Genomic DNA, 25,942 nt, shown 5'->3' on the forward strand with positions numbered 1-25,942 from the left:
TCTGGTCGGGCTACGCCCTCCCGACGTTCCCCGAATGCGCCGCCAAGTGGCCTACTTTTGCGCCGCCCAATGGCCTGGTTTTGCTCCGCCGTTGACACTCGTGGGCCAGTTCGCCCATGACCTGCCTGAGAAGAGGGCTCTCCGGCCAGGCGGCCGGATCGGTGCCCAGGTCTTGAGCTATGACGCGTGGCTCTTTTATGACGCAATCGATGATCGTGGCGTGGTCAAGCGTCCTGTGACTGTCCGCGATGGTCGTCAGAAGACCGGGAATGTGCGTCCAGGGCAGATCATGGAAAAGCTGCCGTTCCGTCGAATTACCGGCGTCCCATTGGCAAACGTGGATTGCCGCCGCGCGCAATCGAGCCACTTCGGCACCGCTAAGTTGGTCCTGCGCGTCGTTATCGCAGAAGGCCGCTGTGCGGTAGCCGAGCGCGTGAAGCTTCGGACAAACGACCTTTATCTGGCCGCCGCTGCCGGCGTTGAAATACGAAGTGGCCAGGCTCCAGACAGGTGTGCTGCCGCCTTTGAAACGATACTGGTCGTAGGCACGGAGACAGCCCATTTCCGTAGGGCCTTCGCAGGCCACGATCTTGCTGCCGAGAAACGCTTCGGCATTGTTGCGGACCGGTCCCTGGATGGCGGGCACGACCGCAAGGCTGTCGAGACTGACCGTTCCAGCCGCATCGCGCCGGCAAACGTACAGTTCGTCCTTGGCAACATCCAGTTCCCTTATGACGACCGGTGAATGCGTGGTCGTGAAAATCTGCTGCCCCGTATTTTGCAGCCTGTAGATCAATCCCCTGATGCGGTGCGGCTCAAGGCCGACCTCGATTTCATCGATCAGCGAAATGTTCTTGCCGCCATGCAGCTTCATCTGCATGGCGGCAGCGACGAGCTTTTTGGTCCCGCTGCCTTTGTTGCGCACCGGGACATTGTCCTCGTGTAAAGAAAGAGCCCCGGCCGTCATGGACCGGCGCTGAATGTCGATCTTTGGCGAAAGCCCCGTCAGCTTGACGCCGGCATCACCGGATTCCTGCTTGATCGTGTCGGCCACGCCCTGGCACTCAGCGATACTCTCATGGCCCGAGATATCGCCCTGACGCATCTCGCGGGCCAAGCCGGAAAGCAAGGCGCCGAGATTGCCCTCGTTATCCGCGCTGAGGCGCGTCAGAATGGTGTTACGGCCCCACGTAAAGTGATAGTCGGAATACGTATCAAGGCGGCTCAGTCCCAAGGCACCGCGGTCGGCAGCATAAAGCGACTTTCTTTCAGTGGCCTCGCCTTCATCGCGTCCTTTGACGACAAACCACTTCGGTTCAAGGCTCCTGTCGACGCGCAGGGAAACAGAAACAGCGACTGGGCCGCCTTCCTGCGGCTCAGCCAGTGGCCCCGTATAATCGAGGCCGCACTTATACTGTGCGAATTTGCTTTCCTGAAAGAATTTGCGGATGCCGGGCTGCGTCTCGTCCCAATCCGTCAGCGTGACCTGGACAACAATGTCCTGATCGACATCCTGAGCGAAGAAGTCGGAGTCTTCGAATGACAGCGACGTGCGGGGCGAAAGAGCATAATCAAACGCTGTCAGGATCGTGGTTTTGCAGGTGTCGCCCGGCCCGATGATGCAGCAAAAATCACCCTTTACATGCCAGGAAAGGGATTTGATGCCGCGGAAGTTCCTGATCTCAATATGTCTGATTCTCAACGATCAGCCTTTCTTGTTAGGTCAACATACGCTCCTTAACACCTGCTGAATACGATCATTAGCGTGGTTACTTTACTCTTGTTTACCGCACGATTCTCACCACACATCTATGCCGCCTGCTCCAGTGACCACTGCACCCGCTCGGCCACGAACTGCGCGAACGGCGCGATATCCTGATCGATGCTGGCGCTCTCCAGCGCTGCCAAGTAGGCGTCCCGGTCCTCAACCCGGATGACGGTCCACGGATAACCGCCCGAGGCGAGCATCGCATTCATAACAAAGCGCGCCATACGGCCGTTGCCGTCCGGATACGGATGGATATAACCGAACAGCCAGTGCCCAAGCACCGCGCGCACGGCCGGTTCGCGCTCCTGCTCCAGCAGATCGAACAGGGCCGGCATGGCATCACGAACGGCTTCATGCCGCGGCGGCACATGACGCGAGCCCCGCAGATAGACCGCATCGTTGCGATAGCCGGCCAGGGCTGACGGCGCGATCAGGCCCGCCGCCACACAGGGCTGAAACAGCTCACCATACCAGTCGCGGTGCGCGGTGCGCACCAGCGCGCCCGCTGCGCCGCCGCCAATAATCTCGCCGACCGCCGACCGCACAAGCCGGAACGCCTGCCAGTAGCCGCGCGCGGCGAGCGCATCACGGCTCTGCCGGTCGGCGTCGTGATTTTCAGGGTCCCAGTCGCCCGCCCTCACCTGCTCAATCAGCTCCGGCGTAACGCGGTAACCCTCGATCGACAGCGAGTGATAGGCATCGTTCTGATAGATGTCGTCAACAAAGGACAGATACGCTTTGGTGTCTTTCGGCAGGCCGGGCGCGTCCGGAAACGCCGCCCGCACCGGCTCACGCATGGTTTCCCACAGCGATTGCAGCCGCCCGACAATCGGCGCCTGCGCCCGGCTCAGCGTGCCGAACGCCTGCTCCGCCTCGAATGGATCGGATTCACGCACGGCGTAACCGGCGCGTTTCATGACACGCACTATCTCGTCGGCTACCTCAGCGCGGCCGATCCGGCGAAAGGCGCCGGCCAGCCGACCGGCCACGACGGAATGCCCGCCGTCGAGCAGCCGACCCAGAATATCGGACGCATCGCGGATGCCGGAGAGTACGACCTGCGCCTCGACCGGATAGCGCTCAAAAAACGCTTCCGGCACGCGGACCAGGGCCGCTTCCGGCACGAAGAGCCGCAGCCCGTCCCGCGTCACAAGATCGGCATCCGGCGGCATCTCCTTCTGCCGCAGATCGTACAAAGACGTGCCGAACAACAGATCGACCGTGTTGTTGGCACCCTTGGGCGTATAGATGATGACCTGCTGCGGGATGACGGTGTTTTCGGCATGGAGTAGCAGGGACTGCTCGGGCGACAGGTGCCAGTCCGCCGCGAAACGAAAGCTGCAATAGGCCGCGCAGAACTCCCAGAACGAGGCGAACCACGGCGTCGTATCGCCGGGATCGGCATCCGGGCTGGACGAAATCAGCCAGCCCTTCATCACCTCGCGCAGGAAGCCGCTGCCGACCAGCCGCTCGCGGTGAACGCGCGTCAGCTCGCCGGAGCGGAAGACCCGCCGTCCGTCTTTCTGAAGCTTCTGAAGCTGCGCCAGCGACGCCGCGAGTTTCTCATTCGGTGTGACCATACCGGCCCATCCACGCACTGATACAAGTTAATCATGCCGCACGATCACAAGTATACAATGATTTACCATCACAAGTCAATGACGCTGTGCGATTACACGTAAATCGTGCCGTACCGTCGCAAGTCCATGACGCGAAAGCCAAAGGCATTACCGTACGCCCGAGCGGACCAAAACGGCTTGGGGGTTAGGTGGCGTTTGGGCCGCTGAAAGCTTGGCGAAGCCGTGGTTCGACACGACAGGCCGATCTGTTGCTCCTAAAGGAGGACCGGTTCCGGGCCTTCCTCATACGCCCGCGCTTTTCTCAGCTTTCTCCGGCGTTCGTTTGCCGCGTCGAAAAACCCTTTCAGTTCATCAAAGTCACCACGGATATGTTCCGGCTCGGGAAGTTCGGGGGGCAGGTCTTCTGCTGGATCATGGCCTGAATAGTGGGAACAGCGCTTCATGCCCTCAAAGATTACCGGATAGTCGGATTCAGGATTGATGCAGGCTTCTCCGAGGCGCTGCGTCATGATCTCCGGGCGAAAGCGCTGAACAACCCGATTGAACAGGATATCTTCTACGACGCGCTCCCATGTGTCGCGCATTTGCGTATAGAGGCCGACAACAGGCGAACGAAATTTTTCGTCGGCATGATCGTACCCGGCGTCGATCAATGCCTGAAGGTCCCGATCGATCTCTTGTAGCCGCTCAGGAACGCTTTTCATCTGACGCGGTTTGCGTGAATCGTCAATGATACCAAACTGGTCATTGCCTAAACTGCTCATCCACTCGTTGTGACAGGCAATCCGAGCACGCCGGGTTTCCGTCCGCAGCATGTGGTGAAAAAGTATGTTGTGCGTAAACACAATGACTTGCCGCCCCTTCGCTGCCTCTTCGGCCAGCCGTTCGGCAACGGCCTGCATGCGCGTATGGTCCAGGGAAGAAACGGGATCATCGACAATGATGCCGTGATTGTGACCGAGTTCTCCCAGCTCGGCTAGAAAACAGGCGAGCGCCAGGGCACGTTGCTCCCCTTCGCTCAGCACGTCGCTGTTATTGGCAATGCGCTGCTGCGCGGTCAGGGCGACCTCGACGACGCTCTCGGCGGCATCGCCGCGATCTGCCAGGTTCAGTGGAATATGCGTGAGCCGCAATGTCTTCAACTCGTTATCTAATGCGGTTTTGAGTGCGGGGGTCAGGATTTCGCGGCGCCGATCGGTGATACGGCGGGTGATAGCCGTAAGCCGGCATTCACTGCGGCATGTACCTAGGCGGTGGCGCTCTTCAAGCTTGTTCCGTCGTTCGACAATGATTTCGATTTCTTCGCTCAGACGTTTCTGGTCGGACAGTTCGGCGTGCCGCACCCTGAGCTTGGCGATGGCGTTCTCGTCCCGCTCTACGTCTTCTAATTGGGCTATTTCCTGCTCAAGACGGACGATGTCGTCATCAATGAGCTGCGCCGGGGAAGCGGGTAACGGCTCCAGGGTGTCCAACTCGTCATAGGTGCTCTCCCTCAGGATTCTTTTGACGGTTTCCAGCCTCTCCCCGGCCTTTTCAATAAAGGCAGAGATAACGGTCGCATTTTGCTTTGTGGCATCGCTCAAGTCTGCGTATCCGGCGAGCAGCGTGTCTATTTCACGTTTCCCTCTCAGGGTGAGCGCCAAAACCGTTCCTCGAAGATCCTCGAAGATGCGTGCGGCGGCGGCGCTTTCCTCAGCCGCGCGTCCTGCAATATAGCTGTCGAACGCGGTCATCCGCTGGACGGCTTCCTCGTCCAATTCTTGCTGGCACAGAACGCAAATTCCACCGGTCGCAAGCTGTGGCGGGTCCTTGTCGGTAAAGACCGATGTCGCGAAATCGCGGGCATATATAAGCATCTGCCGCCAAACTTCCGATCCCAGTTCGGGAATCGGCTGATCGCGAAACATGTCTTTTGCTGCCGCTTCGGCGGCCGTCGCCTTCGTTTGCGCGTCCTGCTGTTTGCTGCGGATATCCAGAATCGCGGGATCGCCAACATTATTGACGGCTTTCGAGACTTCTTCTTTGATGGTTTCAAGGGCTTGCTTCGCAGTAGTCCGCAGCCGCATCAAGGCAGCCGGATCATTGCTCAGCGTTTCCGCTACGCGGTCGAGTTCGGCCTGTTTTTCTTCCGTCCATGATCCGAGTGCACGCAACTCCTGTTCGCTTGGAAGCTGGTCGAGAGCGGTCGTTGTAACGAGCTTGGCAATGACCGCGTGAACGGTCGTTCCTTCCGTATAGCCGGTCGGCAAGGGCGTGTTGACAGCGGCATTTGCCGTCGCCTCCCGCTCTCTGAATCCTTGATCGAGGGCGCGGCACCCAAGCCCGAGCTTGTTCAACAGATCGAGTTCGTATGGCAGAAACTCGATCTTCCGCTTCTTGTCCACATAGACTCTGGCACTCGCCGTGTCGAAAACGGAGATACGGGCCAGTTCTGCCGGGGGCTGTGCGTCACCCGCCCAAATCATGTCCTGCTTTGGCTGATCGTCATCTCCGACGCGGAATGCCACTGCGATCTCTGGCGCTTCGCCCTGGTTCTCGTCATAAACATTGCCGCGGAGTTCGCCGGGACTTAATGAACGGCACAACTGCTTTGTGATACGGCAGTACCCGCTCTTTCCGGAAGCATTGGCACCGTAGATAAGTGTGACACCGTTAACGGCGAACCGCAGCGGCGGCTGGTCGCCGGCCAAACGATCAACACGTTGAACTGGGCCAAGTGAGGCGAGTACGGTTTTTGGCTGATTGCTGGCCGCCTCGCTTAGATGCCCTGCTGCAAGGGGGACCGGCGCGGGCACATTCTCAACAGGTAAGCCGGCAGAATTCTCGATCTGAAGCCGCAATTCCAAAAGGTCATTATCTGTGAGGTCGCCCGATTGTGCGAGCCGGCGCAAGGCATCCTGCTGCCATTCGGGCCGATTGGCCGTCCATTCAAGCAATTGCTCAAATGCCATCGGATCGCTCCCCATGTGCGGTGCATAATTCGACGACAAAAATCAGGTTTGGGGTAAAGACTGAAGAACTTTTCACGACTCAATACCCCTCTTTCATAATCACGCCGATACCAGTTCTTCGCTGGTTCCAGGCTGTAACGACAACTGGCGCCCCCCGAGCTCTTCAAACAGTTGCTCCCTGCACGTAAAAATAACCACCTGGACGTTCCGGGCCGCCATATTGAGGATGTCAAACATGCGGCTCATCCGCCGGTCGTCCGAGAACACAAGCGCATCATCGAGAATGACGGTTGCCGGATGACCCTGTTCGACCAGCATTTCTGCAAATGCGAGCCGGATCAGAACGGCAATCTGTTCTTGGGTTCCCATGCTGAGATGATGAAAGGCTTCCTCATAGCCCGCGTCTCTGACCACGCCGACGATGCGCAAATTTTCGTCAATTGTGATTTCCGCGCCCGGAAACAGAAGCTGCAGGTAGGGCCGGACGCGATTGAGCACCGGCGACAGATACCGTTCCTTGGCGTCCTGCTCAGCGGCGCGCAGCGTTGACAGCAAAAGGCTGAGAACCTGCACCTCGCATTCAGACCGGCGCCGTTCTTCCTCGCAAAATTCCAGCTCTCGCGCTTTTTGCTGAATGGCCTCATCAAGGCCGACGCCTTCCAGCGCTTCCACATGCGACCGGAGTCCGGCGATCTTCTCCTTGAGATTGCCGCGCTTTTCGCGCCTGTCCTGGATGGCCTTGTCAAGGCGGGCGATGCGGGCCTCCAACTGCGGAACTGTTTCGTCCGTACGCTGGGCCTCCAGCGTCGCGACGGCGGCCTCCTGTTCAGACAGCTCGGCCTGCGCAGCGTCTATGTTTTTCTGAAGCTGATCGTCAGAAAGCTCATTTTCCGCGCCCGTAAGCTGGCGGCGAAGCGTTTCGAGTCGTTCCGTGCCGTCATCATACCGTGCCTTGACAGTGCCGAGTTCGGTTTGAAGCTGGCCTAAATTGTCCTCCGGACCGCCAAGCGCAGCTCGCGCGCTATTTACAGAGCCGCGCGCCTCGTCGGCCTGCTCAACAGCGTCCCGTAGCGCGGATTCGGCTTCGGCATGCTCCGGCAATTCCTCGATGTCGAGTTCATCCATCTCCCGCGCCAGGATTTTTCGGAGACCATCGATATAGTCGGAAAGCGCCTGCGCTCCCGCATCATGATCGTCTGTGGCTGGGGCATGCAGTTCTGCCTCCTGCCGGGCTAACTCTGCCGCCTGCAATAGCTTTCCGCGCCGGGTGTATTGATTTTCAGCGTCATTCACATTCTTGGCGCCACCCGCCTGCAGCGCCTCCTTCAGCCTGGCTTTCGCGTCGCGCTGTTGATTGAGTAACTTGTTTCGATCCTGAATGACCGGCTCGATTGTAATCCGTCCACGGTCGGGAATCGCGATCGTCATCGGCTCAATGGCCTGCACCGAACGCTGCCCGGCCGGCAGCGCCCGGCCGTCGATTTCGATGCCCGACATTTCGTCCGGGCTCATATCGAAAGCGATCCGGGTGGCGGCGGCGCTCAGGCGGCTTTCGATTGTTCCAAGCCCTTTCGCCGCGCTACGGATCGCCTCTATGACATCGTCCGTAACCAGAATTGCGGCCGCGCTCTGCTGGGCTTCGCGCTGCCGCTTTTCGGCCGCCTGCGCTTTGGCGAGGCGGCTCTCCAGCTCACGAATCCGGACGTGCCTATCCACGGCATCCATCGTACGGCGCTGTCGTGAAACGACTTCATCAGCCGCAGTGACCGCGGCCTCGGCTTCACGCACTCCGGTCCGCGATGTCTCCAGTTGCGCACGGGCGTCCTTTTCCTGCCGGCGCACATCTTCCAGCCGCTGACGGGCCCGATCAACGGCCTCTTCTTCAGCGGCAATAGTGTCCTTCAGGCCGGCACGTTCCGTTTGCACCTTTTCGGCCTGTTCAAGATTACGCTTCTTCAGTTCCAGGTCACTGGCCGCCGCTGCAATGCGCCCTTCCAGCTCGGCGAGCTGCCCGTGCCTCTTGCGCGCTTTGGCAAGTTCGGTCTGATCGACCTGATCGCGGTCACCGGTCAACAGGCGCGTCAGCGTTTCCTGCGCTTCTTCAAGGTCATCAAGCGTTTTGGCCAGGTCCTGCCGGCGAGTGCTTAAGCCGTCAAGTTCGCTTTGAAGCGTTTCGGCGTTCTCGATTAGGTCCCTATACGCACCACGCGGGCGGCCGTTGCCCGCAGTGACCAGTTCGCCAAGCTGCTTCTCGATTGCCTGCGGCAAGGCCCGTCCGCGCCGGCCGCCGAGGACGGTGCCGACTTCCGCTTCAAGGGCGCTGTGCAGGTTCGATCGCGCACTTTCGGGAAGATCAAGCGCACCGAAGGACTGCCCCTGCTGGACCCACAGGACATTCCACATGCCGAGCGTTTCCGCCTTTGCACCCGTCTTGCCGGCTTCGTCAAAACCAAGGAGACTGCGCAGCATTTCCTCGGCGGCATCGCCTTCAAGCGTGCGCCCGTCCGGACATGACAGGCGGGCATAGGGCTTTTTCACAAACCGCTTCGTTACCCGGTACACGCCGTCATCCAGCTCAAATGCCAGTTCGACAACCGGCCCGGCCTGGTTGCGGTCATTCTGCAAAGCGACGATCGGTTGGGCCTTTGAGCTGTATTTCTCAAAGAGCGCCGCGCGCAACGCATCAAGCAAGGTCGATTTACCCATTTCATTAGGGCCGACCACGACATTCAAGTCGTCCTCGATATCGTCAAGCCGCGTCGGCACCGTGAATTTCTTGAACTGGTTGAGAGCAAGGGAGCGCAGTTTCATCGCTGCCCCGCATCAAGCTTCATGTGCTCGATATAGAGCCGTTGCAGCGCTTCGGCGGCGATGCCGCGCTCGGCGTCGTCACCCTCTTCGGTCAATCGCTGGAGTTCGTCGGCGGCGGCGCGGACAAATCCACCCCGATCAATCTGATCAAGGTCCTCGGGTGTGGGACGCGGGAACAGGCGGCGGTCATCAACACGCATAAAGCAGAACGCCGCCGAGACACCGTCAACGATTTGCTCCTGGAAATACCGGCGATCCTCAAGGGACAACGCGCCCTCAACCGCCAGATGGATCAGCACGCGGTCAAGGTCGCCATCGACGCCCCGCAGCTTTTCAGCAAGATGGTCGATATCGGCCCTACTGCCGATCTGCTCCGCGAGGCGCTCCCACGTATAGTGGCCGGTCGCCAGCGGGGTCACCTTCGGCGCCGTTCCCGGTCCCTCTATTTCAATAAGAAGGGCCTGACCGCCGTCGATCACATCAAAGGCGTCCGATTCCGGCGTGCCGCTGTACCAACAGCGGTCATTGATTTTCTTCTGCCCGTGCCAGTCGCCAAGGGCGAGATAAGACAGGCCGGCCCGCGCGGGGCGGTCCGGGGCGATATAGTTGGGCACATCCTTGTCGTCAGACCCGAAGCCGGTGATGGTGCCGTGGGCAAGCCCTACGCGCACCAACTCGTCAGACAGGTCCGCGTCATCCATATAAGCGGTTGGGTCTTCCAGCATGCGCCGATGGTGCAGTGGCGCCGGTAAAAGCGCGAACGAGTCATCCCCAAAGATTGCAGGCTCCGGCGCGGCATGAATATGCACATTGCCGGGCAGGCCCTTGCGCCGGAGCTGGTCCCAAAGCCCGTTCGGACGGTAATGATCGTGATTGCCCGGCATCAGGTGCCAGTGCACGCCGTCAAAATTGCGCATGCGTTCAAGGGGCTGGTTGAGCGAACGCGGCGACAAGGCTTCCATGTCATAGACATCGCCGGCGACGAGTACGTGCTGCGCGCCCTTCTCCGCAGCCAGTTCGCCAAGGCGCGTGATCGCCCGCAAACGCGCGTCCTGAAGCAGTCCCATCGTCACGTTATCGACAAAGCGGAACACCTTCCCGATTTGCCAGTCCGACGTATGTATGAGGCGCAGCGTCATTCCGTCTTATTCATCCTTGTACTGGCGGAAATTCGCGACAAGGTCGGCGAAGGATTTGGGGCTGTAGCTCGTGAAACCCTCTTCGTCCACGAAGACGAAGTCATAGTTCACGTCCGACTGCACCCGGTTGATATCCTCACACCATTGCCTGAGGCGCGCGGTCTTCAAAGGCACGTCGAGATCTTCCTGACCCTTGGTTTCGACAATGACGATGTTTTTGTCATCGAGCTTGACGAGAAAGTCGGGATAGTAATTCGAGATATTGCCGTCAGCGTTTACGTAGTCGAGTTTGAAGTGGACCGCGAGATAGTTCTTCGCGTAGGACACCACGTCGGGGCAGTTTTCCAGGAAGCTCGCGAACTGAAGCTCAAGATGGCTGTCGCCTATGACACGGTTGAACACGCTCTTTTTCGGAATGAGATAGCCCTGGTCCTTCACGACGAAAGGCCGCGTCTGGCGCAGCTTGATCGTGTCACGGATTTCGGCATCGCCCTTGTCCCGCACGGTCAGGGCGTTGATGGTCTTCTTGAAGGTTTCGATCAGTGTTTTGGTCGCTGCAAGTTCCGACAGATTGCGCAGCGTGTTGGGATGTTCAAGATCGACGGCCTGGTCGAATAATTCCGACTGCACGAACGTCTTGATCTTACCGAACAGTACGTCATAGCCACTGACCAGCCGCAGTTCCTTCATTACGGTCTGGGCAAAATAGCCAAGGACACTCCGGTAGTCGGCTGCGCCCGCCGTATCGAGGATCGTTGTGTGGGTGACCTCGCCGGTGGTGATGTCCTTGAAGACGATCTCCCGCTGCTCTTCCTCACTGAATTGCCGGTAGGGCACTCGCTCGTGCCCCATGGCGCTGATATCCAAATCGGCAAGATTCTTGTATTCACGGTAAATGCGGGGCGTAAGCACCGGTATCTCGATGTCCAGCGCGTCGAGGTCCTTCTTGTCGTTCTCGCTGTCGATCTCGACGACAAGCGGTGTCTTTGGCTTTGTCCCTTCACCCATCGCAGTGCGTTCAAGTTCCACGCCCTCGGCCTGGATAGATTCCACAAAATCCATGAACGCGTCCGTGCCGACGACGCTGACATATTCTTCCAGTCCGCCGGGATACATCTTGCGCAGACCGCGACCGAGAGTCTGTTCGGGCAGGATATTGCTCTTGGCTGAATAGGCACGCAGGCCGACAATGGTGGTGACGTTGCGCACGTCCCAGCCTTCCTTGAGCATAAGCACCGAGACGATCGCCTTGTAGGGGCTGTCGGGTTCGTCGATCCTGTTGGACTGCTCGCGCAGCTTATCCAGCTCTTCCTTCGCCTTGCCGGTCTGCGCCTCGGAAATCTCACCGTTGTTCTTGGTGTGGATGACCAGAACAGCGTCCTTCAGATCAGGATAGCCGCCTTCCAGATACTCGGCCACGTCGTCGCAGTTCTTGGTGTCGTCGGTCATCACGAACAGGATGGCTTTCTTGCCCAGCTTCTCATGCTCGGCATACGCCTTGCGCCACTCGATCACACCAAGATCGATATAGTCGGCGTACTTCTCGGTATATTTGGCGCTCTGCCGTTCGGACAATTTGGCCCGGCTGGCGGCGTCCGGCAGGACCGGGTGCTTGACCACATTCTGCGAGATCGCCTCGACCAGCGGATAGTCGGACACGGTCTGTACGAAGATGGCACCATTGTTATGCTTGGGCGTAGCCGTAACATCGACTTGCAGCGCAAGCGCCCCGCCCTTCTGCAAGAGCCTGTTGTGGATGTCCTCAATGGATTTGAACCAGGCCAGCTTCGAGTCATGGATGTGATGCGCCTCGTCGTTGAGCACCATCAGCTCGTCTATGTCGCGCACGATCATGCCAAGGTCCACGCTCGAATCCGTGGTCGCTCCCGTCGGACGCTTGCCGAAGAAATAATCCATTGTGTTCTCATCGTCAGGCGACGGCGGGATATCGTCGCCTGAATAGACGCGGTGGATATTGGTCAGGAATATGTTGCCGGTGGGCTGGGTGACGCGCACCTCATCCTGCTTGTGCAGGGTGAGCTGAAAATCATCCCGCCAGTTCTGCCCGTCAAAACCGTTGTCGGGCAAAACCGGATCGTCGAAGAAGATGCGCAACCCTTGAAAATCGTGATAGATGCGATCCAGCACGATGATGTTGGGGGCGATCACAAGGAAATTGCGCGAGAGCCTGGACTCCGGCTCATAGAGCTTGTGAAAGAAACTCCATGCCAGCGCGAGGCTCATCACCTTGGTTTTGCCGGTGCCGGTCGCCATCTTGAGGACAAAACGCCGCCACGTCTCATCGAACATGCCCGCCGACACTGCGCCGGAGCTGTCGAAGCGCATGAGGTCGAATTTGTCCTTCACGCCGACAACGTCATAAAGATAGATAATCGTCTCCAGCGCTTCGCGCTGTGCGAAGAAATACTGGAACTCGGCCATCGTGCCGTCGGTCTGCGGCAGCAGGTGCGGCTCCTTGAACCTGTCAACGGCGGAGCAAAACCAGGCCATTGGGCGGCGCAAAAGTAGGCCACTTGGCGGCGCATTCGGGGAACGTCGGGAGGGCGTAGCCCGACCAGAGTTTCCCGAATGCGGCGTCGGCGTTCTTATGGGGTGACGGCGTCGGTTTTTCGGGCCCTGCTTTGCGCGAGGCGATAGCTGTCGCCATTCATCTCGAGGATGCTGACGTGGTGGGTCAGGCGGTCAAGGAGCGCGCCTGTGAGGCGCTCGGACCCGAAGGTTTCGGTCCATTCGTCGAAGGGCAGATTGCTGGTGATCAGCGTCGATCCGCGTTCGTAACGCTGGGAGACCAGTTCGAACAGCAGCTCCGCTCCGGTCTTTGACAGCGGCACAAAGCCCAACTCGTCGATGATGAGCAGCTTGTAGCCGGCCATCTGCTTCTGGAAGCGCAGTAAGCGGCGTTCGTCGCGCGCCTCCATCATCTCGCTGACGAGCGCGGCGGCCGTGGTGAAGCCCACGGACAATCCCTTCTGGCAGGCCGCCAGCCCGAGACCGATCGCAACATGGGTCTTGCCCGTGCCGCTGGGCCCGAGCGCGATGACGTTCTCGCGCCTTTCGATCCATTCGCAGCGCGCCAGTTCCAGCACCAGCATCTTGTTGAGCTTCGGGATGGCGGCGAAGTCGAAGCTGTCGAGGCTCTTGGCGGCCGGGAACTTCGCAGCCTTGATGCGGCGCTCGACCATCCTGCGTTCCCGGTCGATCAGTTCCAGCTCGACCAGCCTGGCAAGATAGCGAACATGATCCACGCCCTCGACCGCGCATTGCCGGGCAAGCTTCTGGTGCTCGCGCAGGAAGGTCGGCAGCTTCAAGGTCTTGAGGTGATGAGCGAGCAGGAGTTCGGGAGCATCGCTGCTCATGCCGGTTCCTCCTCACGGTCCAGCAGGCGCATATAGGCCTTGGCCGACGTCTTCTCGACAGTGGCTCTGGGCAGATAGGGATAGATGTCGAGGTCCAGCCTGGGCGGCCTGCGCTCGGCCCGGCACAGGACGAGGTGCTTCACGGCATCGAAGCTGATGGCGCCCAGATGCAGCGCCTGCTTCACGGCTGCGTGCAGGTCGGCCAGATCGAAGCTTTCCATCAGGCGCAGCACCTGCACATAGGCGCGCCGGCCCTGTTTGCCCATCCGCGCCTCCATGAGACGGCGCAGTGTCGTGAACGCCTCCGGCAGTTCCCAGCCCTGCAAGGGGGCCGCCTGGTCGAGCGCGTTGATCTTCTGCTCGATCAGCGGCAGGTAATGCAGCGGATCGAAGACAACCTCTTCGCGCGCATAGCTGCGCGGATGGCGGGCAATGATCTCCCCGCCGCAGCCGATCACCACCGCGTCGACATAGCCACGGATCCAGACGTCCTGGTGGCCGAAGGCGACCGGAACGGAGTAGTCGTTGGTTCTGTAGCGCACCAGCGCCTGCGAAGTGACCCGACCGCTGGCCTGGTCGCAGGCCTCGAAGGGCGATGCCGGCAGCGGGCGCATCGCCGCCAGATCGCGCAGCAAGCGTTCGCCGATCGTCTCGCTCTCGCCGCGCAGCCGGTCACCCTGGCGCTTGCGGCACTGCTCCTCGAGCCACAGGTTGAACGCGTCCCACGATGCAAAGCGCGGGATCGGCACCATGAAGTTGCGCCGCGCATAGCCGACCAGTCCTTCGACGCTGCCCTTGTCATTGCCCTTGCCGGGCCGGCCATAGCGGTCCCGGATCAGGTAGTGGGACAGAAAGCCGCTGAACAGCGCCGCCCGCTTGCGCGTGCCGTCGGGCAGAATCTTCGCCACCAGGCAGCGGTCGTTGTCGTAGACGATCGACTGCGGCACAGCCCCGAAGAAGGCGAAGGCATGGATATGGCCGTCCACCCACGCTTCGGCCACCGCCGCAGGATAGGCGTGAACATAGCACGCATCGCTGTGCGGCAGATCGAGCACGAAGAAGTGCGCCTTCTGCTCCACGCCGCCGATCACCACAGTCGCCTCGCCGAAATCGGCCTGCGCATGGCCTGGCGGATGCGCCAGCGGCACGAACATCTCCTGGCCGCGCCGCGCCCGGTCGCGCATGTAGTCCTTGATGATCGTGTAGCCGCCGGTAAACCCATGTTCGTCACGAAGGCGATCAAAAACGCGCTTGGCCGTATGACGCTGCTTGCGCGGGACCGCACGGTCCGCCTCAAGCCACTGATCGATGATCGGGATGAACGCGTCCAGCTTCGGGCGTCGCACCGGAGCCTGCCGCCGATAGCCGGGCGGAACCGAATACGCCATCATCTTGCGAACCGTGTCGCGCGATATGCCAAAATGCCTTGCTGCCTCGCGTTGGCTCATGCCCCTGTCGCAAGCCACGCGAACCTTCAGATATAATTCCACGGTGTAGATCCCTCGTCCCTCCCTGCGCCACGCAGAAAAGGGAAAAGTGGACGACTTTTACGCCGCCCGCAGCGGGACTATCCCGCCGCTACCGTGGTCGACTTTCTCACCGCCGTTCTCATACGAAGCGAACTGGCCTGCAGGGCAGCAGACGATTTGTGTCCCTTCGCCGGCCAAGAGATTGAGCGCACGGTGTCGCCACTGTCTCCTTGAACGATCCCCGAGAGCCGACCGCTCCAAACGGCCTCTTCAATGGGCTGATCTGGCCGAAGACCGGCTGCGCCTCGATCGCCTATGGCGCAATGGCGCCCGTCNNGTTTCTTCCCCTGCCGGCTNCGCCGNCATTCCTCGCGAGNCAAGAANCCCGCCGGATCGCCATCCTNCGCTGACGCTGCGGTCGCANGCGATGCGCCGTCGATCGCCTCCGGCCTGCCGATCGCCATCGAGGCCGCATGGTGCGGGCTCGAACTCAAGATCAAGGAGACTGATTCATGGCGACCATCGGCACCTTCAAGAAGTCCGGCAACGAATACACCGGCGAAATCGTCACCCTCAACGTCCAGGCCAAGAACGTTCGCATCGTCCCGGAGACCAACCAGACCAGCGAGAACGCTCCCAGCCACCGGGTCCTGGTCGGCCGCGCCGAAATCGGGGCCGCCTGGTCCAAGCAGTCGAACGAGGGCCGCGATTATCTCGGCCTCAAGCTCGACGATCCGAGCTTCACCGCCCCGATCTACGCCAACCTCTTCAACGACGAGGACGGCGACGGCTACAGCCTCATCTGGTCCCGCCCCAGCCGCCGCAATGGCGACTGAACCCGCGCGAGTCCCGCCCGGCAACACCGGGCGGGGCCAACGCCGCCGAGAACGACTAGAATAGATCGGGTATTTGGCATGCTATTTCTGGCTGCCTTTGAACGGACGGACCTTGTAAGAGGGCCGGCGATTTCGCGAAACTTCTGCCGCTGCGCCTCTGGATCGCTTGAGGATGGCTTCCGCGACACAGTCGTCGGCACGATTCTGCAGGATAAGTACCTCCACTTGGGCCAAAGCGGAGTGCGGTTTCGGTCTTCAAGGCGGTCTACATCGAAAAGCGCGATGCGCCGGGTCGGCGGATCGAGCAACGTGCCGCTCGGCTTCTTCTCCCTGACCGAGAACCTGATTATGATTGCCATGACGATCTGGATCGCTCTGCCTAGGGTAGCTCGCCGGTCAAGGCGAGAGTCAGTTCGCCTGCGACACGTTCTCCTGGTAGGCCCGTTCGCGTTCCGGCCATGTGCTCTTGATGAAGTCGAGAACGGCGCGGATCTCCGCGTCGCTCAACACGTCTGCGAAGCCGGGCATGTCACTCTCGTATCCGCCACCGACGATGGCGGCGGTACCCTCCTTGACGATGCGGAACAGGACCTCGTCGGGATGGTGCCACGTATGGCCGGTCTCGTCATGCGGCGGTGCGGGCGATCGGCCGGAGGGAAGCTGTGTACGCCAGTCGGGCTGGCCCTCCAGATCAGCGCCGTGGCAGGCGGCGCACTGATCTGCATAGATCTGCCGTCCTTGCGCGATGACCTCTGCCGACGCGACGGAGTTGGATGCGGTACCGGCATGAAGCCAGCCGGTAAAGATCGCAAGGATCACGCCTCCGACAACCAGGCCGATCCCGGCAGTATTTCGGAGAGTTTTTCCCAAGACGTCTATCCCCGATCACTGCGAAATATCAGTCGCGTCCCGCCGAGACCACGTTGTGCCAGCGGTGAGGCGCGCCACGGCAATAGACATTCTCGTGAGCAATGCCTATCTTTGAATGATGATCGCCCGTCTCGTCACCATGCTAGCCATACTTGCGATCACCGTGGTGACAACGGTGGCCCCTGTGCATGCGGCGCGCATGAACATGAAATTCAGTCCGGAGCACGCGATCCATGTCGGCGAGATGATGCACTCTCCCGGCCTTGCCCAGCCGGTTTGTGAAGGTGAACAGCACTGTGGATCGGCCGATGCCGGGATGTGCGAGTTCGTCTGCGCGGGTCTTTCGGCCTTCCTGACATCGCCAGTCGGAGAAGCTGGACACGCCTACGGTCCCGTCAGCCATGACTTCCCGTTCGAGGCAAGCCACGTCGGCCATCCACCAGGACTGAACGAACGACCTCCCAAGTTCCGTCTCCTCTGATCGCGCCGGGGCCGACGCCCGCGGCGTCCCATCGGCATTGATGAACGGGACGGATGTCCCGAGGAGACGACCATGAACACCCTGTCGCGACGCGGCTTTCTCGCCGCAAGTGCTGCCGCCATTGGTGCGGCACATATGCCCCGTCTTGCCTTCGCGCAGACCGTGGCCCCAATCAGCCTCTCCGCTGCAACCCGGACGCTCGACATTAACGGGCGCGCGGCCACGGTCTTCGGTCTTGCCGGTCCCGGCGGTCAGGGGCTTGTCCTCGACCCCGGCCAGAAGTTCCGTGTCGATCTGACCAACGATCTCGACGTGGGCACGATAATCCACTGGCACGGCCAGATTCCGCCAAATGCTCAGGATGGTGTGCCCGACATGCCGATGCCGCTACTCGCGGCGGGCGAGACTCGATCCTATGATTTCGAGGCGCGGCCGGGCACACACTGGATGCACAGCCACGTACCTACCCAGGAAATGCAGCTGCTGGCCGCGCCGCTGATCGTGCGCTCGCAAGAGGATATCGTCGCCGACCGGCAAGAGGTCGTGATGTTCCTGCATGACTTCTCCTTCAGGGCCCCCGAGGAAGTGCTGGCGGAGATTAGCGGGGGTCATGTCGGCGATGGCGCCGGTCCCTCTGCGCTGCCCGATCAAGGTGCGCCCATGGAAGGCATGGGGGCGATGCAGGGCATGAATCATGGTGCCATGGGGCACGGCGCCATGGGCGGCATGCCGATGGGCAACATGTCCGGTATGGGCGGGATGATGGGCGGCATGGCCATGGACCTGAACGATTACGACTGGGACGCCTATCTCGCCAACGACCGGACCCTTTCGGACCCCGAGGTGGTGCAGGTCGAGCATGGCGGGGGCATCCTGCTTCGGGTCATCAATGCCGCCGCGGCGACAGCGTTCTGGATCGAAACCGGTGGAGTAGAGGCGCGACTGGTCGCGGTGGACGGGCACGCCGTCCAGCCTGTCCCGGGCACGCGGTTCGGGCTGGCGATGGGCCAGCGGCTGGACATCGAGATCGACCTGCCGAACGAAGGTGGCGCCTGGCCGATCCTCGCCCTGCGCGAAGGCGCGCGGGAGCGCACCGGCCTGATCCTTGCCTCGCGGGGTGCCGAGGTCCGGCGCCTGGATGCCGTGGCGGAGTCCGAAGCACCCGCTTTCGACGCCGGTCTTGCGCAGGAGGCACGCCTCATTGCGCTGGATGCCTTGCCGGATCGACCTGTGGAACGCAGCCATGTTCTGATGCTTGGCGGCTCGATGCAGCCCTATGTCTGGACGATCAATGGGGCGATCTGGGGCCAGCACCAGCCGATCATCGCGCGCAGCGGCGAGCGGGTCGTTCTGTCGTTCCACAACATGTCGATGATGGCCCACCCGATGCATCTGCACGGGCATGTGTTCCAGGTCGTCGGCCTGAACGGGCGCCGCGTCGCCGGGGCCCTGCGCGACACGGTTCACGTGCCGCCGATGGCGATGGTCGATGTCGCCCTCGACGCCGGCGAGGCTGCGCGCTGGATGCTGCATTGCCATCACATGCCGCACCTTGCGACCGGCATGATGACCGAGTTCGCGGTCACGGCATCAGCCTGACCCAGGTGGGGCGTCCGGACAGGGCGCCCCGACGTGCCGGAACCGACCCCAGCTGTCCTGCCCCATGTTGTCGTGAGGGCCGATCAAAAGGCGTACCCTACGGGTGAAAATCAGGAGGATGAGATGATGAACTGGAACGACATGGGCTCCGGAATGGGTTTCGGAATGGGATTTGGCTGGCTCTTCGGCCTGCTGATCCTTGCACTGGTGGTTTTGGCGATAGCAGCGCTGGTCAAATATCTTCGGAAATAGAAGAAAGGACTTCTCAATGGCTTACACAATCAATCGCATGATCCCGGACACCGGCATCGACGATGTCGATGAGCGCGCGCGAGCAGCTCTGGCGGACCATGGCTTCGGTGTCCTGACCGAAATCGACGTCAAGGCGACGATGAAGAAGAAGCTCGATGTCGAGATGCCTGCCTATCGCATCCTCGGCGTCTGCAATCCGAAGATGGCGCATCAGGCCATCGGGATCGAGCCGCGTGTGGGCGCGATGCTGCCCTGCAACGTGATCCTGCGCGAAGTCGAGGGCGGCGTGGAGGTCAGCGCCATCGACCCGGTGGCATCGATGCAGGCGATCGACAACGCCGAACTGGCGGCGGTCGCCGGTGAGGTGCGCGACCTTCTGGCGAAGGCCGTCGCGGCCGTCTGAGATGGGCCTGCGCGCAATCATTCTCGTGGCGATGGCGATCCTCGGGATCGCCATGCTCGGTATCTGGCAGTTCGCGCCTGCAGTATTCGCCGATCTGCACGGCCTGATGGACGGCGAGCGCCTGGACATGCTTGTCGCGCGCGCGGGTCTCTGGGGGCCGATCCTTGTCGTCGCGCTCATGACCCTGGCGGTCGTCGCCAGCCCAATCCCGAGCGCGCCCATCGCGTTGGCCGCCGGGGCGGCCTACGGGCATCTATGGGGGACGGTGCAGGTCGTGATCGGCGCGGAACTCGGTGCGCTGATCGCGTTCGGCCTCGCGCGGGTTCTGGGGCATGATGTCCTGCGGCGCGTATTCGGTGACCGTGTCGATGGCGGGCTGCTCGGATCGCAGACCGCGTTGACCGCGACGGTGTTCGCCAGTCGCCTGATGCCCTTCGTGTCCTTCGACATGATCAGCTACGCCGCCGGGCTCAGCCGCCTGCACGCGTGGCGGTTCGCCCTCGCGACACTGGCCGGCATTGTCCCGGCAAGCTTCCTGCTCGCCCATTTCGGAGGGGAAGCGGTGAGCGGAGACCTCGGCCGGGCGACTTGGGCAGTTCTCGGCCTCGGCCTTGTGACGGGCTTGCCGCTGCTCTGGGTGGCGATGAGGAAAAGGCCGGAAAAGGAAAATCCATGACGAAAAGCGATTACGAGAGGAACAGCATTACCCTTCCTGGCGCGGTGGCCATGGGAACGGGTGTGATGATCGGCGCGGGCATCTTCGCCTTGACCGGACAGATCGCCGAGCTTGCCGGACCGCTCTTCCCGCTCTCATTCGTCGTGGGCGCCATCGTGACCGCCTTCAGCGCCTATACCTACATCAAGATGTCGAACGCCTATCCCTCTGCCGGCGGCATCGGGATGATCCTGAAGAAGGCCTACGGACCGACGACGGTCGCGGCGGGCGCCGCCCTACTGATGGCGCTGTCGATGGTCATCAACGAAAGCCTCGTCGCGCGTACCTTCGGCACCTACACGCTGCGGGCGTTCGGCAGCGATCCGGACAGCGTGCTGGTGCCAATCCTCGGCGTCGGGCTGATCGTCCTCGCCTGGCTCGTGAACGTCTCGGGCAGCCGGTCGGTCGGGCTGTTCTCCATCGTTATGGCTGTTCTCAAGGTGGGCGGCATCGCGCTGTTCGGGGCGGCCGGTCTGTGGGCCAGCGGCATCTCGTTCGAGGCGTCGGCCGGAGATTCTAGCGCAAGCGGGTTCGTCGCGTCGCTCGCGCTGTCCATCCTCGCCTTCAAGGGGTTCACGACCATCACCAACAGCGGCGCCGAGGTCACCGACCCGCACCGCAATGTGGGCCGGGCCATCGTCCTCGCCATCGCCATCTGCGTCGTCGTCTATCTGCTGGTCGCCTTCGCCGTCGGCTCCAGCCTGCCGCTCGACCGCATCGTGGCGGCGAAGGACTATGCGCTGGCTGAAGCGGCCCAGCCCGCCCTCGGGCAGACCGGCTTCTACCTGACGGTGGCGCTGGCGCTGGTGGCCACTGCCTCGGGTCTGATCGCCAGCGTGTTCGCAGTCTCGCGGATGCTGGCGATGCTGACGGACATGAAGATGATCCCACACAGCCATTTCGGGATGCCAGGCACGATCAAGGACCACACGCTGGTCTATACCGTCGTGATTGCGGGCTTCCTGACGATCTTCTTCGATCTCAGCCGCATCGCCTCGCTCGGAGCTTTCTTCTACCTCGTGATGGACATCATCATTCACTGGGGGGTCTACAGGCATCTCCGCCACGACATCGGGGCGCGGGGCTGGGTCCTGTTGACGGCGATTACGCTCGACGCTGTGGTTCTGAGCGCATTCGCCGCCATGAAGTGGCGGTCCGATCCGCTGATCGTCGTTCTTGCCCTCATCGGCATGGCGCTGGTGTTCCTTTTCGTGGGGGTGTTCCTGGCGCACAATCCGGTCCGGGAAGGCGCTCACGACCATCACTAAAATGGGCTTGAGCTTCCAACGAGTGGAAGCAGCAAGCTGAAACGAGAGACCGAAAGGCTGGCAGACCATGGAGCACGATCATCATCACGGGGCGCCTGACATCCCGGCGGGGACGGAGACGACGAAGGATCCGGTCTGCGGGATGACGGTCGCGGTCAAGCCGGACGGACGTCACGCCGAGTTCCAGGGCGAGACCTTCCATTTCTGCTCGGAGAAGTGCCAGACGAAGTTCAAGGCGGATCCGTGGTTCTATGCTTCCGGCCGCGCCGCCGGACAGAAGAAGGCTGTTCCGGCCAACGTCCAGTACACCTGTCCGATGCATCCCGAGATCGTTCGCGATGCGCCGGGTTCCTGCCCGATCTGCGGCATGGCGCTCGAGCCGATGGTGCCCTCGGACGAGCCCAGCGAGGAATTGACCGACTTCACCCGCCGAATGTGGATCTCGGCTGCCGCGGCGGTGCCGCTCATCATCCTGACGATGGGCGAACTGGTGGCGCTGCCGGTGCGCGACTGGATCGGGCACCAGACGGCCAGCTATCTGGAATTCGTGCTGGCCACGCCGATCATCCTCTGGGCGGCGCTGCCATTCTTCCGGCGCGGCTGGGATTCGATCGTGAACCGCAGTCCAAACATGTGGACCCTGATCAGCATCGGCGTTGCGGCGGCCTACCTTTACTCGATCGTCGCCACCTTCCTGCCGGGCGTGTTTCCGGAACAGTACCGGATGGGCCATGGCGTCGGCACCTACTTCGAGGCGGCGGTCGTGATCGTGGCGCTGGTCTTCGTGGGCCAGGTTCTCGAGCTGCGCGCCCGCGAGCGCACCGGCGACGCGATCCGCGCGCTTCTGGACCTCGCGCCGAAGACTGCGCGACGGATCCTGCCGGACGGCACCGAATACGACGCGCCGCTCGAGAACATCATGGAGGGCGATCGGCTTCGCGTGCGCCCGGGCGATGCCGTCCCTGTCGACGGCACCGTGATCGAGGGCCGCTCATCGCTCGATGAAAGCATGCTGACCGGCGAGTCTATGCCGGTCGAAAAAGGCCCGGGCGATGCAGTGACCGGCGCCACGATCAACAAGAACGGCTCCCTCGTGATCGAGGCCGGCAAAGTCGGGTCCGATACCGTGCTGGCGCAGATCGTGGCGATGGTGTCGAACGCGCGCCGGTCCCGCGCACCTATCCAGGGTTTGGCCGACCGGGTGTCGGCGGTGTTCGTGCCGACTGTGGTGGCCATCGCCATTGTCGCTTTCGTCGTCTGGCTGACCGTTGGCCCCGAGCCCGCGCTTGTCTTCGCCATCGCGTCTGCTGTGTCGGTGTTGATCATCGCCTGCCCCTGTGCGCTCGGGCTGGCTACGCCGATCTCGATCACCACGGCAGCGGGGCGCGGCGCACAAGCGGGTGTGCTGATCAAGGACGCCGAGGCGCTGGAACGCATGGCGGGGGTCGACACGCTGATCGTGGACAAGACCGGCACACTGACCATGGGCAAGCCGAAACTGACGGATACGGTCGCGCTTGGAGATCTGACCGAGACGGATCTGCTGTCGCTGGCCGCAGCTCTGGAGCGCGGCTCTGAACACCCGCTCGCCGAGGCGATCGTCGAGGGCGCCGAGGCGCAGGGTGCGCCGCGTCAAGAGGCCAAGGACTTCGAAGCAGTCACAGGCAAGGGCGTGCACGGCAGGGTTGGCGGCCGTGCCGTGGCGCTCGGCAATACGGCAATGATGAAGGAGATGGGGCTCGACTCCACGCAGGCCGAGGCAGAGGCCGACATCCTGCGGGCCGAGGGCAAGACGGCGATGTTCATCGCGCTCGATGGCGCGCTCGTCGGCATCGTGGCGGTCGCCGACCCGATAAAGGACTCGACGGCTCAGGCTATCCGCGAACTGCACGCGCAGGGGCTACGGGTGATCATGGCCACGGGCGACAATGAACGCACGGCGCAGGCGGTGGCGGGCAAGCTCGGCATCGACGAAGTGCGGGCGGGCATCCTGCCCGAGGCCAAGAAGGACCTGATCGACCAGTTGCGCCGCGACGGCCACAAGATCGCCATGGCGGGCGACGGGGTGAACGACGCGCCCGCGCTAGCCGCCGCCGATGTCGGCATCGCCATGGGCACCGGGGCCGATGTTGCGATGGAAAGCGCAGGCATCACCCTGCTGGGCGGTGACCTGATGGGCATCGTCCGCGCTCGGAAACTGGCCCGCGCCACCCTGCGCAACATCAAGCAGAACCTTTTCTTCGCCTTCGCCTACAACGCGCTTGGCGTCCCCATCGCGGCCGGGCTGCTCTACCCCGTTACCGGCCTTCTGCTTTCGCCGATGATCGCGGCGGCGGCGATGAGCCTGTCCTCCGTCTCGGTGATCACCAACGCCTTGCGGCTCAGACGGGTCGATCTCTGACTTGCCACACACATGCAATCTCGAAAGGAAAATCAGATGATCCAAGACAGTTTTTCCCGCCGCACGCTCCTGATCGGCGGAGCGGCAATGCTGGCTGCATCGCCCTTGGCGGCGCTGGCGCAAGGCGCCGGACCGGCAATCCATGTGATGAAGGATCCGAATTGTGGCTGCTGCTCGGCCTGGATCGAGATCCTGGAAAGTGATGGTTTCGCGGTCACGACCGAGCAGAGTGCCGGGACCGCGCTCATGCGCTACAAGCTGGACAGTGGCATCCCGCAGGAGATGGCCTCCTGCCATACTGCGCGGGTCGAGGGCTACATGATCGAGGGTCACGTCCCTGTGGCCGACATTCGCCGCCTGCTGGGCGAGCGCCCTGACGCAGTGGGCCTCGCGGTGCCCGGTATGCCCTATGGATCGCCCGGCATGGGGCCCGAGAACGAGCGCGAGGCCTACGACGTGTTCCTGATCCGTCGGAATGGCAGCACGGACGTCTTCTCCCACTACGCCGCCGCTTGAGTCCTGGGTCCGCCGGCTGGCCAGCGAAGGTTGCACAACGGCACAATGTCGTCGTTGTGCAACGAAGAACGACTGAAAGAGTCAACAATCCTGCGAAGTTGATCGCAACGGACGGATCTCGGGGCGCCGAGGCCACAAGAAGGCGATCACCGCGTTGGCGCGCAAAATCGCCGTGATCCTCCATCGCATGTGGATCGACGAAACGGACTTCGACTGGGTTCAATTCAGGTCGAGGCACCTCCCCGCAAGGGGACGGGGAACGGCGAGCGCGCATATACGACTTGACCGCCGAGGCCGAGGCCGAGGTGATGTCGCAAGTTAAATTGTCCCGCCGCTTCCGCTGATCCCATCCTGTGGCGGTCTTGTGCCGACACGAAGAGAAGCTGATCCTCGCGGGTGTGCCGCTCAAACCTTGTCGCCGGGCTCGACCAGATCGACGTGGCTGACGCCGAGGGCTTGGGCCAGTTCGTATAACGTGATCACAGTCGGATTCCTACGGCCGCGTTCCAGGCTGCTCAGGTACTGCTGGCTGAAACCGGAACGTGCTTCGACATCTTCCTGGGTCAGGCCTTTCTCCCGACGCAGGCGGGCGAAGTTCCGGCCGACCAGTTTGCGCATATCCATGCGCAGGAAGATCGCGATTTACATACTTTGAGTTTATCAACTATAGTATGTAAATGAACCGCTGGGGAGTGTGGGAAACCACGCTATCCGGTTGGTCCGAATAGAGAAGTCGTAGTTCTGGCGTGCGTATTCGTGACTGTAGGAGGTGATGATGCATGATCACCGCCCGACAGTCGCGGGCCGCGCGCGCTACTGGGTTGGACGCAGGAGACGCTCGCTGACAAGGCCCGAGTATCGCTGACCGCTTCCAAGCGCCTCGAATCGGAAAACGATCTGAGGGTGTACGAGAGCACGCGTGATCAGGTCCGCCGGGCCCTCGAAGCCAATGGCGTCGTTCTCCTCAACTCCGCCCGGGGCGAAGGGGTGATGATCGTTCATGCCGCGGCGAAGCAGGATCAGGAAACGACGGCCTGAAAAGAACCTGCCGAATGGTGTGGCGCCTGTCCCTCACAGCGATTTCGCGGTGCCTCTGCACAATCCTGGTGAGTTTGCGTTAACCATAGCCGGTTGCGGCGCCGCGCCGAGACACAGGAGTACACATGGGCAAAGTCGATTTCCTGGATGAGCCACCGAAGAGTGAGCACGTGACCGACTATGATCGCGACCATGTCGTGACCTACCTGCGATTGCTCGACGCCGAAGCGGACGCTGCACACTGGCGTGAAGTCGTTCGCGTCGTCTTCGGTCTCGACCCCGACAACCAACCCGAACGCGCCCTGCGGGTTCACGAATCCCATCTCGCTCGTGCGCGGTGGATGACGGAGAACGGTTACCGCGACCTCCTGCGGTCTGCCTACCACTAGACGCCCGAGGTGATGCACAGAGCGCATCGCCATATGCCGGTTGCCCCGCTATCCAGACGTCAACTTTGCCGCGATCTTC

20 protein-coding genes and 2 pseudogenes are annotated in these 25,942 nt (G+C 61.7%); 12 read left to right on the forward strand and 10 right to left on the reverse strand.

Features of this window, described 5'->3' with window-relative positions; all coding sequences use genetic code 11:
• Positions 1-10: 10 nt before the first annotated feature.
• From CMO28_RS01690 to istA, 8 genes are all read right to left on the reverse strand, one after another.
• A complete protein-coding gene (locus CMO28_RS01690) occupies positions 11-1,702 on the reverse strand; it encodes an ATP-dependent nuclease (protein ID WP_296708628.1) in 1,692 nt (563 codons plus the stop codon).
• A 107-nt stretch (positions 1,703-1,809) separates the two neighbouring features.
• On the reverse strand, positions 1,810-3,348 hold the full coding sequence (locus tag CMO28_RS01695) for a Fic family protein (RefSeq protein WP_296708631.1): 1,539 nt from the start codon (positions 3,346-3,348) through the stop codon (positions 1,810-1,812).
• Positions 3,349-3,602: 254 nt separating this feature from the next.
• Positions 3,603-6,299: an AAA family ATPase gene (locus CMO28_RS01700; protein ID WP_296708634.1), complete on the reverse strand. Its 2,697-nt coding sequence runs from the start codon at positions 6,297-6,299 to the stop codon at positions 3,603-3,605.
• 99 nt (positions 6,300-6,398) lie between these two features.
• Positions 6,399-9,110, reverse strand: a complete 2,712-nt coding sequence (locus tag CMO28_RS01705) for an AAA family ATPase (protein ID WP_296708636.1) — start codon at positions 9,108-9,110, stop codon at positions 6,399-6,401.
• Positions 9,107-10,249 (reverse strand): metallophosphoesterase family protein, encoded by a 1,143-nt coding sequence (locus CMO28_RS01710; protein ID WP_296708639.1) that lies wholly within the window; start codon positions 10,247-10,249, stop codon positions 9,107-9,109. The genes CMO28_RS01705 and CMO28_RS01710 overlap by 4 nt, the downstream gene beginning before the upstream one ends.
• A gap of 6 nt (positions 10,250-10,255) precedes the next feature.
• Positions 10,256-12,691, reverse strand: coding sequence for a DEAD/DEAH box helicase family protein (locus tag CMO28_RS01715; RefSeq protein ID WP_296708642.1), 2,436 nt, complete (start codon positions 12,689-12,691; stop codon positions 10,256-10,258).
• 164 nt (positions 12,692-12,855) lie between these two features.
• A complete protein-coding gene (gene istB, locus CMO28_RS01720; protein ID WP_296707843.1) occupies positions 12,856-13,626 on the reverse strand; it encodes an IS21-like element helper ATPase IstB in 771 nt (256 codons plus the stop codon).
• Positions 13,623-15,116 (reverse strand): IS21 family transposase, encoded by a 1,494-nt coding sequence (istA, locus tag CMO28_RS01725; protein WP_296708644.1) that lies wholly within the window; start codon positions 15,114-15,116, stop codon positions 13,623-13,625. The genes istB and istA overlap by 4 nt, the downstream gene beginning before the upstream one ends.
• A gap of 491 nt (positions 15,117-15,607) precedes the next feature.
• Here istA and CMO28_RS01730 point away from each other — a divergent pair, with 491 nt between their 5' ends.
• Both CMO28_RS01730 and CMO28_RS29840 read left to right on the forward strand, forming a co-directional pair.
• Positions 15,608-15,931: a DUF736 domain-containing protein gene (locus tag CMO28_RS01730; protein ID WP_296708647.1), complete on the forward strand. Its 324-nt coding sequence runs from the start codon at positions 15,608-15,610 to the stop codon at positions 15,929-15,931.
• A 242-nt stretch (positions 15,932-16,173) separates the two neighbouring features.
• Positions 16,174-16,306, forward strand: a pseudogene (locus CMO28_RS29840) (glutaredoxin); the annotation flags it as partial.
• A 33-nt stretch (positions 16,307-16,339) separates the two neighbouring features.
• Here CMO28_RS29840 and CMO28_RS01735 read toward each other — a convergent pair.
• Positions 16,340-16,750 (reverse strand): c-type cytochrome, encoded by a 411-nt coding sequence (locus CMO28_RS01735; RefSeq protein ID WP_296708650.1) that lies wholly within the window; start codon positions 16,748-16,750, stop codon positions 16,340-16,342.
• Between the two features lie 166 nt (positions 16,751-16,916).
• Here CMO28_RS01735 and CMO28_RS01740 point away from each other — a divergent pair, with 166 nt between their 5' ends.
• The 8 genes from CMO28_RS01740 to CMO28_RS01775 all read left to right on the forward strand — a co-directional run bounded on the left by CMO28_RS01740 (position 16,917) and on the right by CMO28_RS01775 (position 24,436).
• Positions 16,917-17,282 (forward strand): hypothetical protein, encoded by a 366-nt coding sequence (locus CMO28_RS01740; protein WP_296708654.1) that lies wholly within the window; start codon positions 16,917-16,919, stop codon positions 17,280-17,282.
• A gap of 72 nt (positions 17,283-17,354) precedes the next feature.
• Positions 17,355-18,881: a multicopper oxidase family protein gene (locus CMO28_RS01745; RefSeq protein WP_296708655.1), complete on the forward strand. Its 1,527-nt coding sequence runs from the start codon at positions 17,355-17,357 to the stop codon at positions 18,879-18,881.
• A 123-nt stretch (positions 18,882-19,004) separates the two neighbouring features.
• Positions 19,005-19,133, forward strand: a complete 129-nt coding sequence (locus CMO28_RS01750; protein ID WP_296708656.1) for a hypothetical protein — start codon at positions 19,005-19,007, stop codon at positions 19,131-19,133.
• A gap of 16 nt (positions 19,134-19,149) precedes the next feature.
• Positions 19,150-19,536, forward strand: coding sequence for a DUF302 domain-containing protein (locus tag CMO28_RS01755; protein WP_296708659.1), 387 nt, complete (start codon positions 19,150-19,152; stop codon positions 19,534-19,536).
• A gap of 1 nt (position 19,537) precedes the next feature.
• A complete protein-coding gene (locus CMO28_RS01760) occupies positions 19,538-20,212 on the forward strand; it encodes a TVP38/TMEM64 family protein (RefSeq protein ID WP_296708662.1) in 675 nt (224 codons plus the stop codon).
• On the forward strand, positions 20,209-21,519 hold the full coding sequence (locus CMO28_RS01765; protein WP_296708667.1) for an APC family permease: 1,311 nt from the start codon (positions 20,209-20,211) through the stop codon (positions 21,517-21,519). Before CMO28_RS01760 ends, CMO28_RS01765 begins: the two co-directional genes overlap by 4 nt.
• Before the next feature lie 67 nt (positions 21,520-21,586).
• On the forward strand, positions 21,587-23,920 hold the full coding sequence (locus CMO28_RS01770) for a heavy metal translocating P-type ATPase (RefSeq protein ID WP_296708669.1): 2,334 nt from the start codon (positions 21,587-21,589) through the stop codon (positions 23,918-23,920).
• Between the two features lie 36 nt (positions 23,921-23,956).
• Positions 23,957-24,436, forward strand: coding sequence for a DUF411 domain-containing protein (locus CMO28_RS01775; RefSeq protein WP_296708672.1), 480 nt, complete (start codon positions 23,957-23,959; stop codon positions 24,434-24,436).
• A 405-nt stretch (positions 24,437-24,841) separates the two neighbouring features.
• Here CMO28_RS01775 and CMO28_RS01780 read toward each other — a convergent pair whose 3' ends face one another.
• A complete protein-coding gene (locus CMO28_RS01780; RefSeq protein WP_296708675.1) occupies positions 24,842-25,060 on the reverse strand; it encodes a helix-turn-helix domain-containing protein in 219 nt (72 codons plus the stop codon).
• A 155-nt stretch (positions 25,061-25,215) separates the two neighbouring features.
• On the opposite strand from CMO28_RS01780, the pseudogene CMO28_RS01785 reads away from it, so the two are divergent.
• Positions 25,216-25,474, forward strand: a pseudogene (locus tag CMO28_RS01785) (hypothetical protein).
• Positions 25,475-25,599: 125 nt separating this feature from the next.
• On the forward strand, positions 25,600-25,863 hold the full coding sequence (locus CMO28_RS01790) for a DNA -binding domain-containing protein (RefSeq protein WP_173189748.1): 264 nt from the start codon (positions 25,600-25,602) through the stop codon (positions 25,861-25,863).
• The last annotated feature ends 79 nt before the right edge of the window (positions 25,864-25,942 follow it).

Source organism: Tistrella sp. (genome assembly GCF_002684955.1).
GTDB lineage: Bacteria > Pseudomonadota > Alphaproteobacteria > Tistrellales > Tistrellaceae > Tistrella > Tistrella mobilis.

Coding starts and splice junctions, on each gene's coding strand:
- CMO28_RS01695 (WP_296708631.1), bottom strand. CDS start 3,348: ATGGTCACACCGAATGAGAAACTCGCGGCGTCGCTGGCGCAGCTTCAG.
- CMO28_RS01700 (WP_296708634.1), bottom strand. CDS start 6,299: ATGGCATTTGAGCAATTGCTTGAATGGACGGCCAATCGGCCCGAATGG.
- CMO28_RS01705 (WP_296708636.1), bottom strand. CDS start 9,110: ATGAAACTGCGCTCCCTTGCTCTCAACCAGTTCAAGAAATTCACGGTG.
- CMO28_RS01710 (WP_296708639.1), bottom strand. CDS start 10,249: ATGACGCTGCGCCTCATACATACGTCGGACTGGCAAATCGGGAAGGTG.
- CMO28_RS01715 (WP_296708642.1), bottom strand. CDS start 12,691: ATGGCCGAGTTCCAGTATTTCTTCGCACAGCGCGAAGCGCTGGAGACG.
- istB (WP_296707843.1), bottom strand. CDS start 13,626: ATGAGCAGCGATGCTCCCGAACTCCTGCTCGCTCATCACCTCAAGACC.
- CMO28_RS01730 (WP_296708647.1), top strand. CDS start 15,608: ATGGCGACCATCGGCACCTTCAAGAAGTCCGGCAACGAATACACCGGC.
- CMO28_RS01740 (WP_296708654.1), top strand. CDS start 16,917: ATGATGATCGCCCGTCTCGTCACCATGCTAGCCATACTTGCGATCACC.
- CMO28_RS01745 (WP_296708655.1), top strand. CDS start 17,355: ATGAACACCCTGTCGCGACGCGGCTTTCTCGCCGCAAGTGCTGCCGCC.
- CMO28_RS01750 (WP_296708656.1), top strand. CDS start 19,005: ATGATGAACTGGAACGACATGGGCTCCGGAATGGGTTTCGGAATGGGA.
- CMO28_RS01755 (WP_296708659.1), top strand. CDS start 19,150: ATGGCTTACACAATCAATCGCATGATCCCGGACACCGGCATCGACGAT.
- CMO28_RS01760 (WP_296708662.1), top strand. CDS start 19,538: ATGGGCCTGCGCGCAATCATTCTCGTGGCGATGGCGATCCTCGGGATC.
- CMO28_RS01765 (WP_296708667.1), top strand. CDS start 20,209: ATGACGAAAAGCGATTACGAGAGGAACAGCATTACCCTTCCTGGCGCG.
- CMO28_RS01770 (WP_296708669.1), top strand. CDS start 21,587: ATGGAGCACGATCATCATCACGGGGCGCCTGACATCCCGGCGGGGACG.
- CMO28_RS01775 (WP_296708672.1), top strand. CDS start 23,957: ATGATCCAAGACAGTTTTTCCCGCCGCACGCTCCTGATCGGCGGAGCG.
- CMO28_RS01780 (WP_296708675.1), bottom strand. CDS start 25,060: ATGGATATGCGCAAACTGGTCGGCCGGAACTTCGCCCGCCTGCGTCGG.
- CMO28_RS01790 (WP_173189748.1), top strand. CDS start 25,600: ATGGGCAAAGTCGATTTCCTGGATGAGCCACCGAAGAGTGAGCACGTG.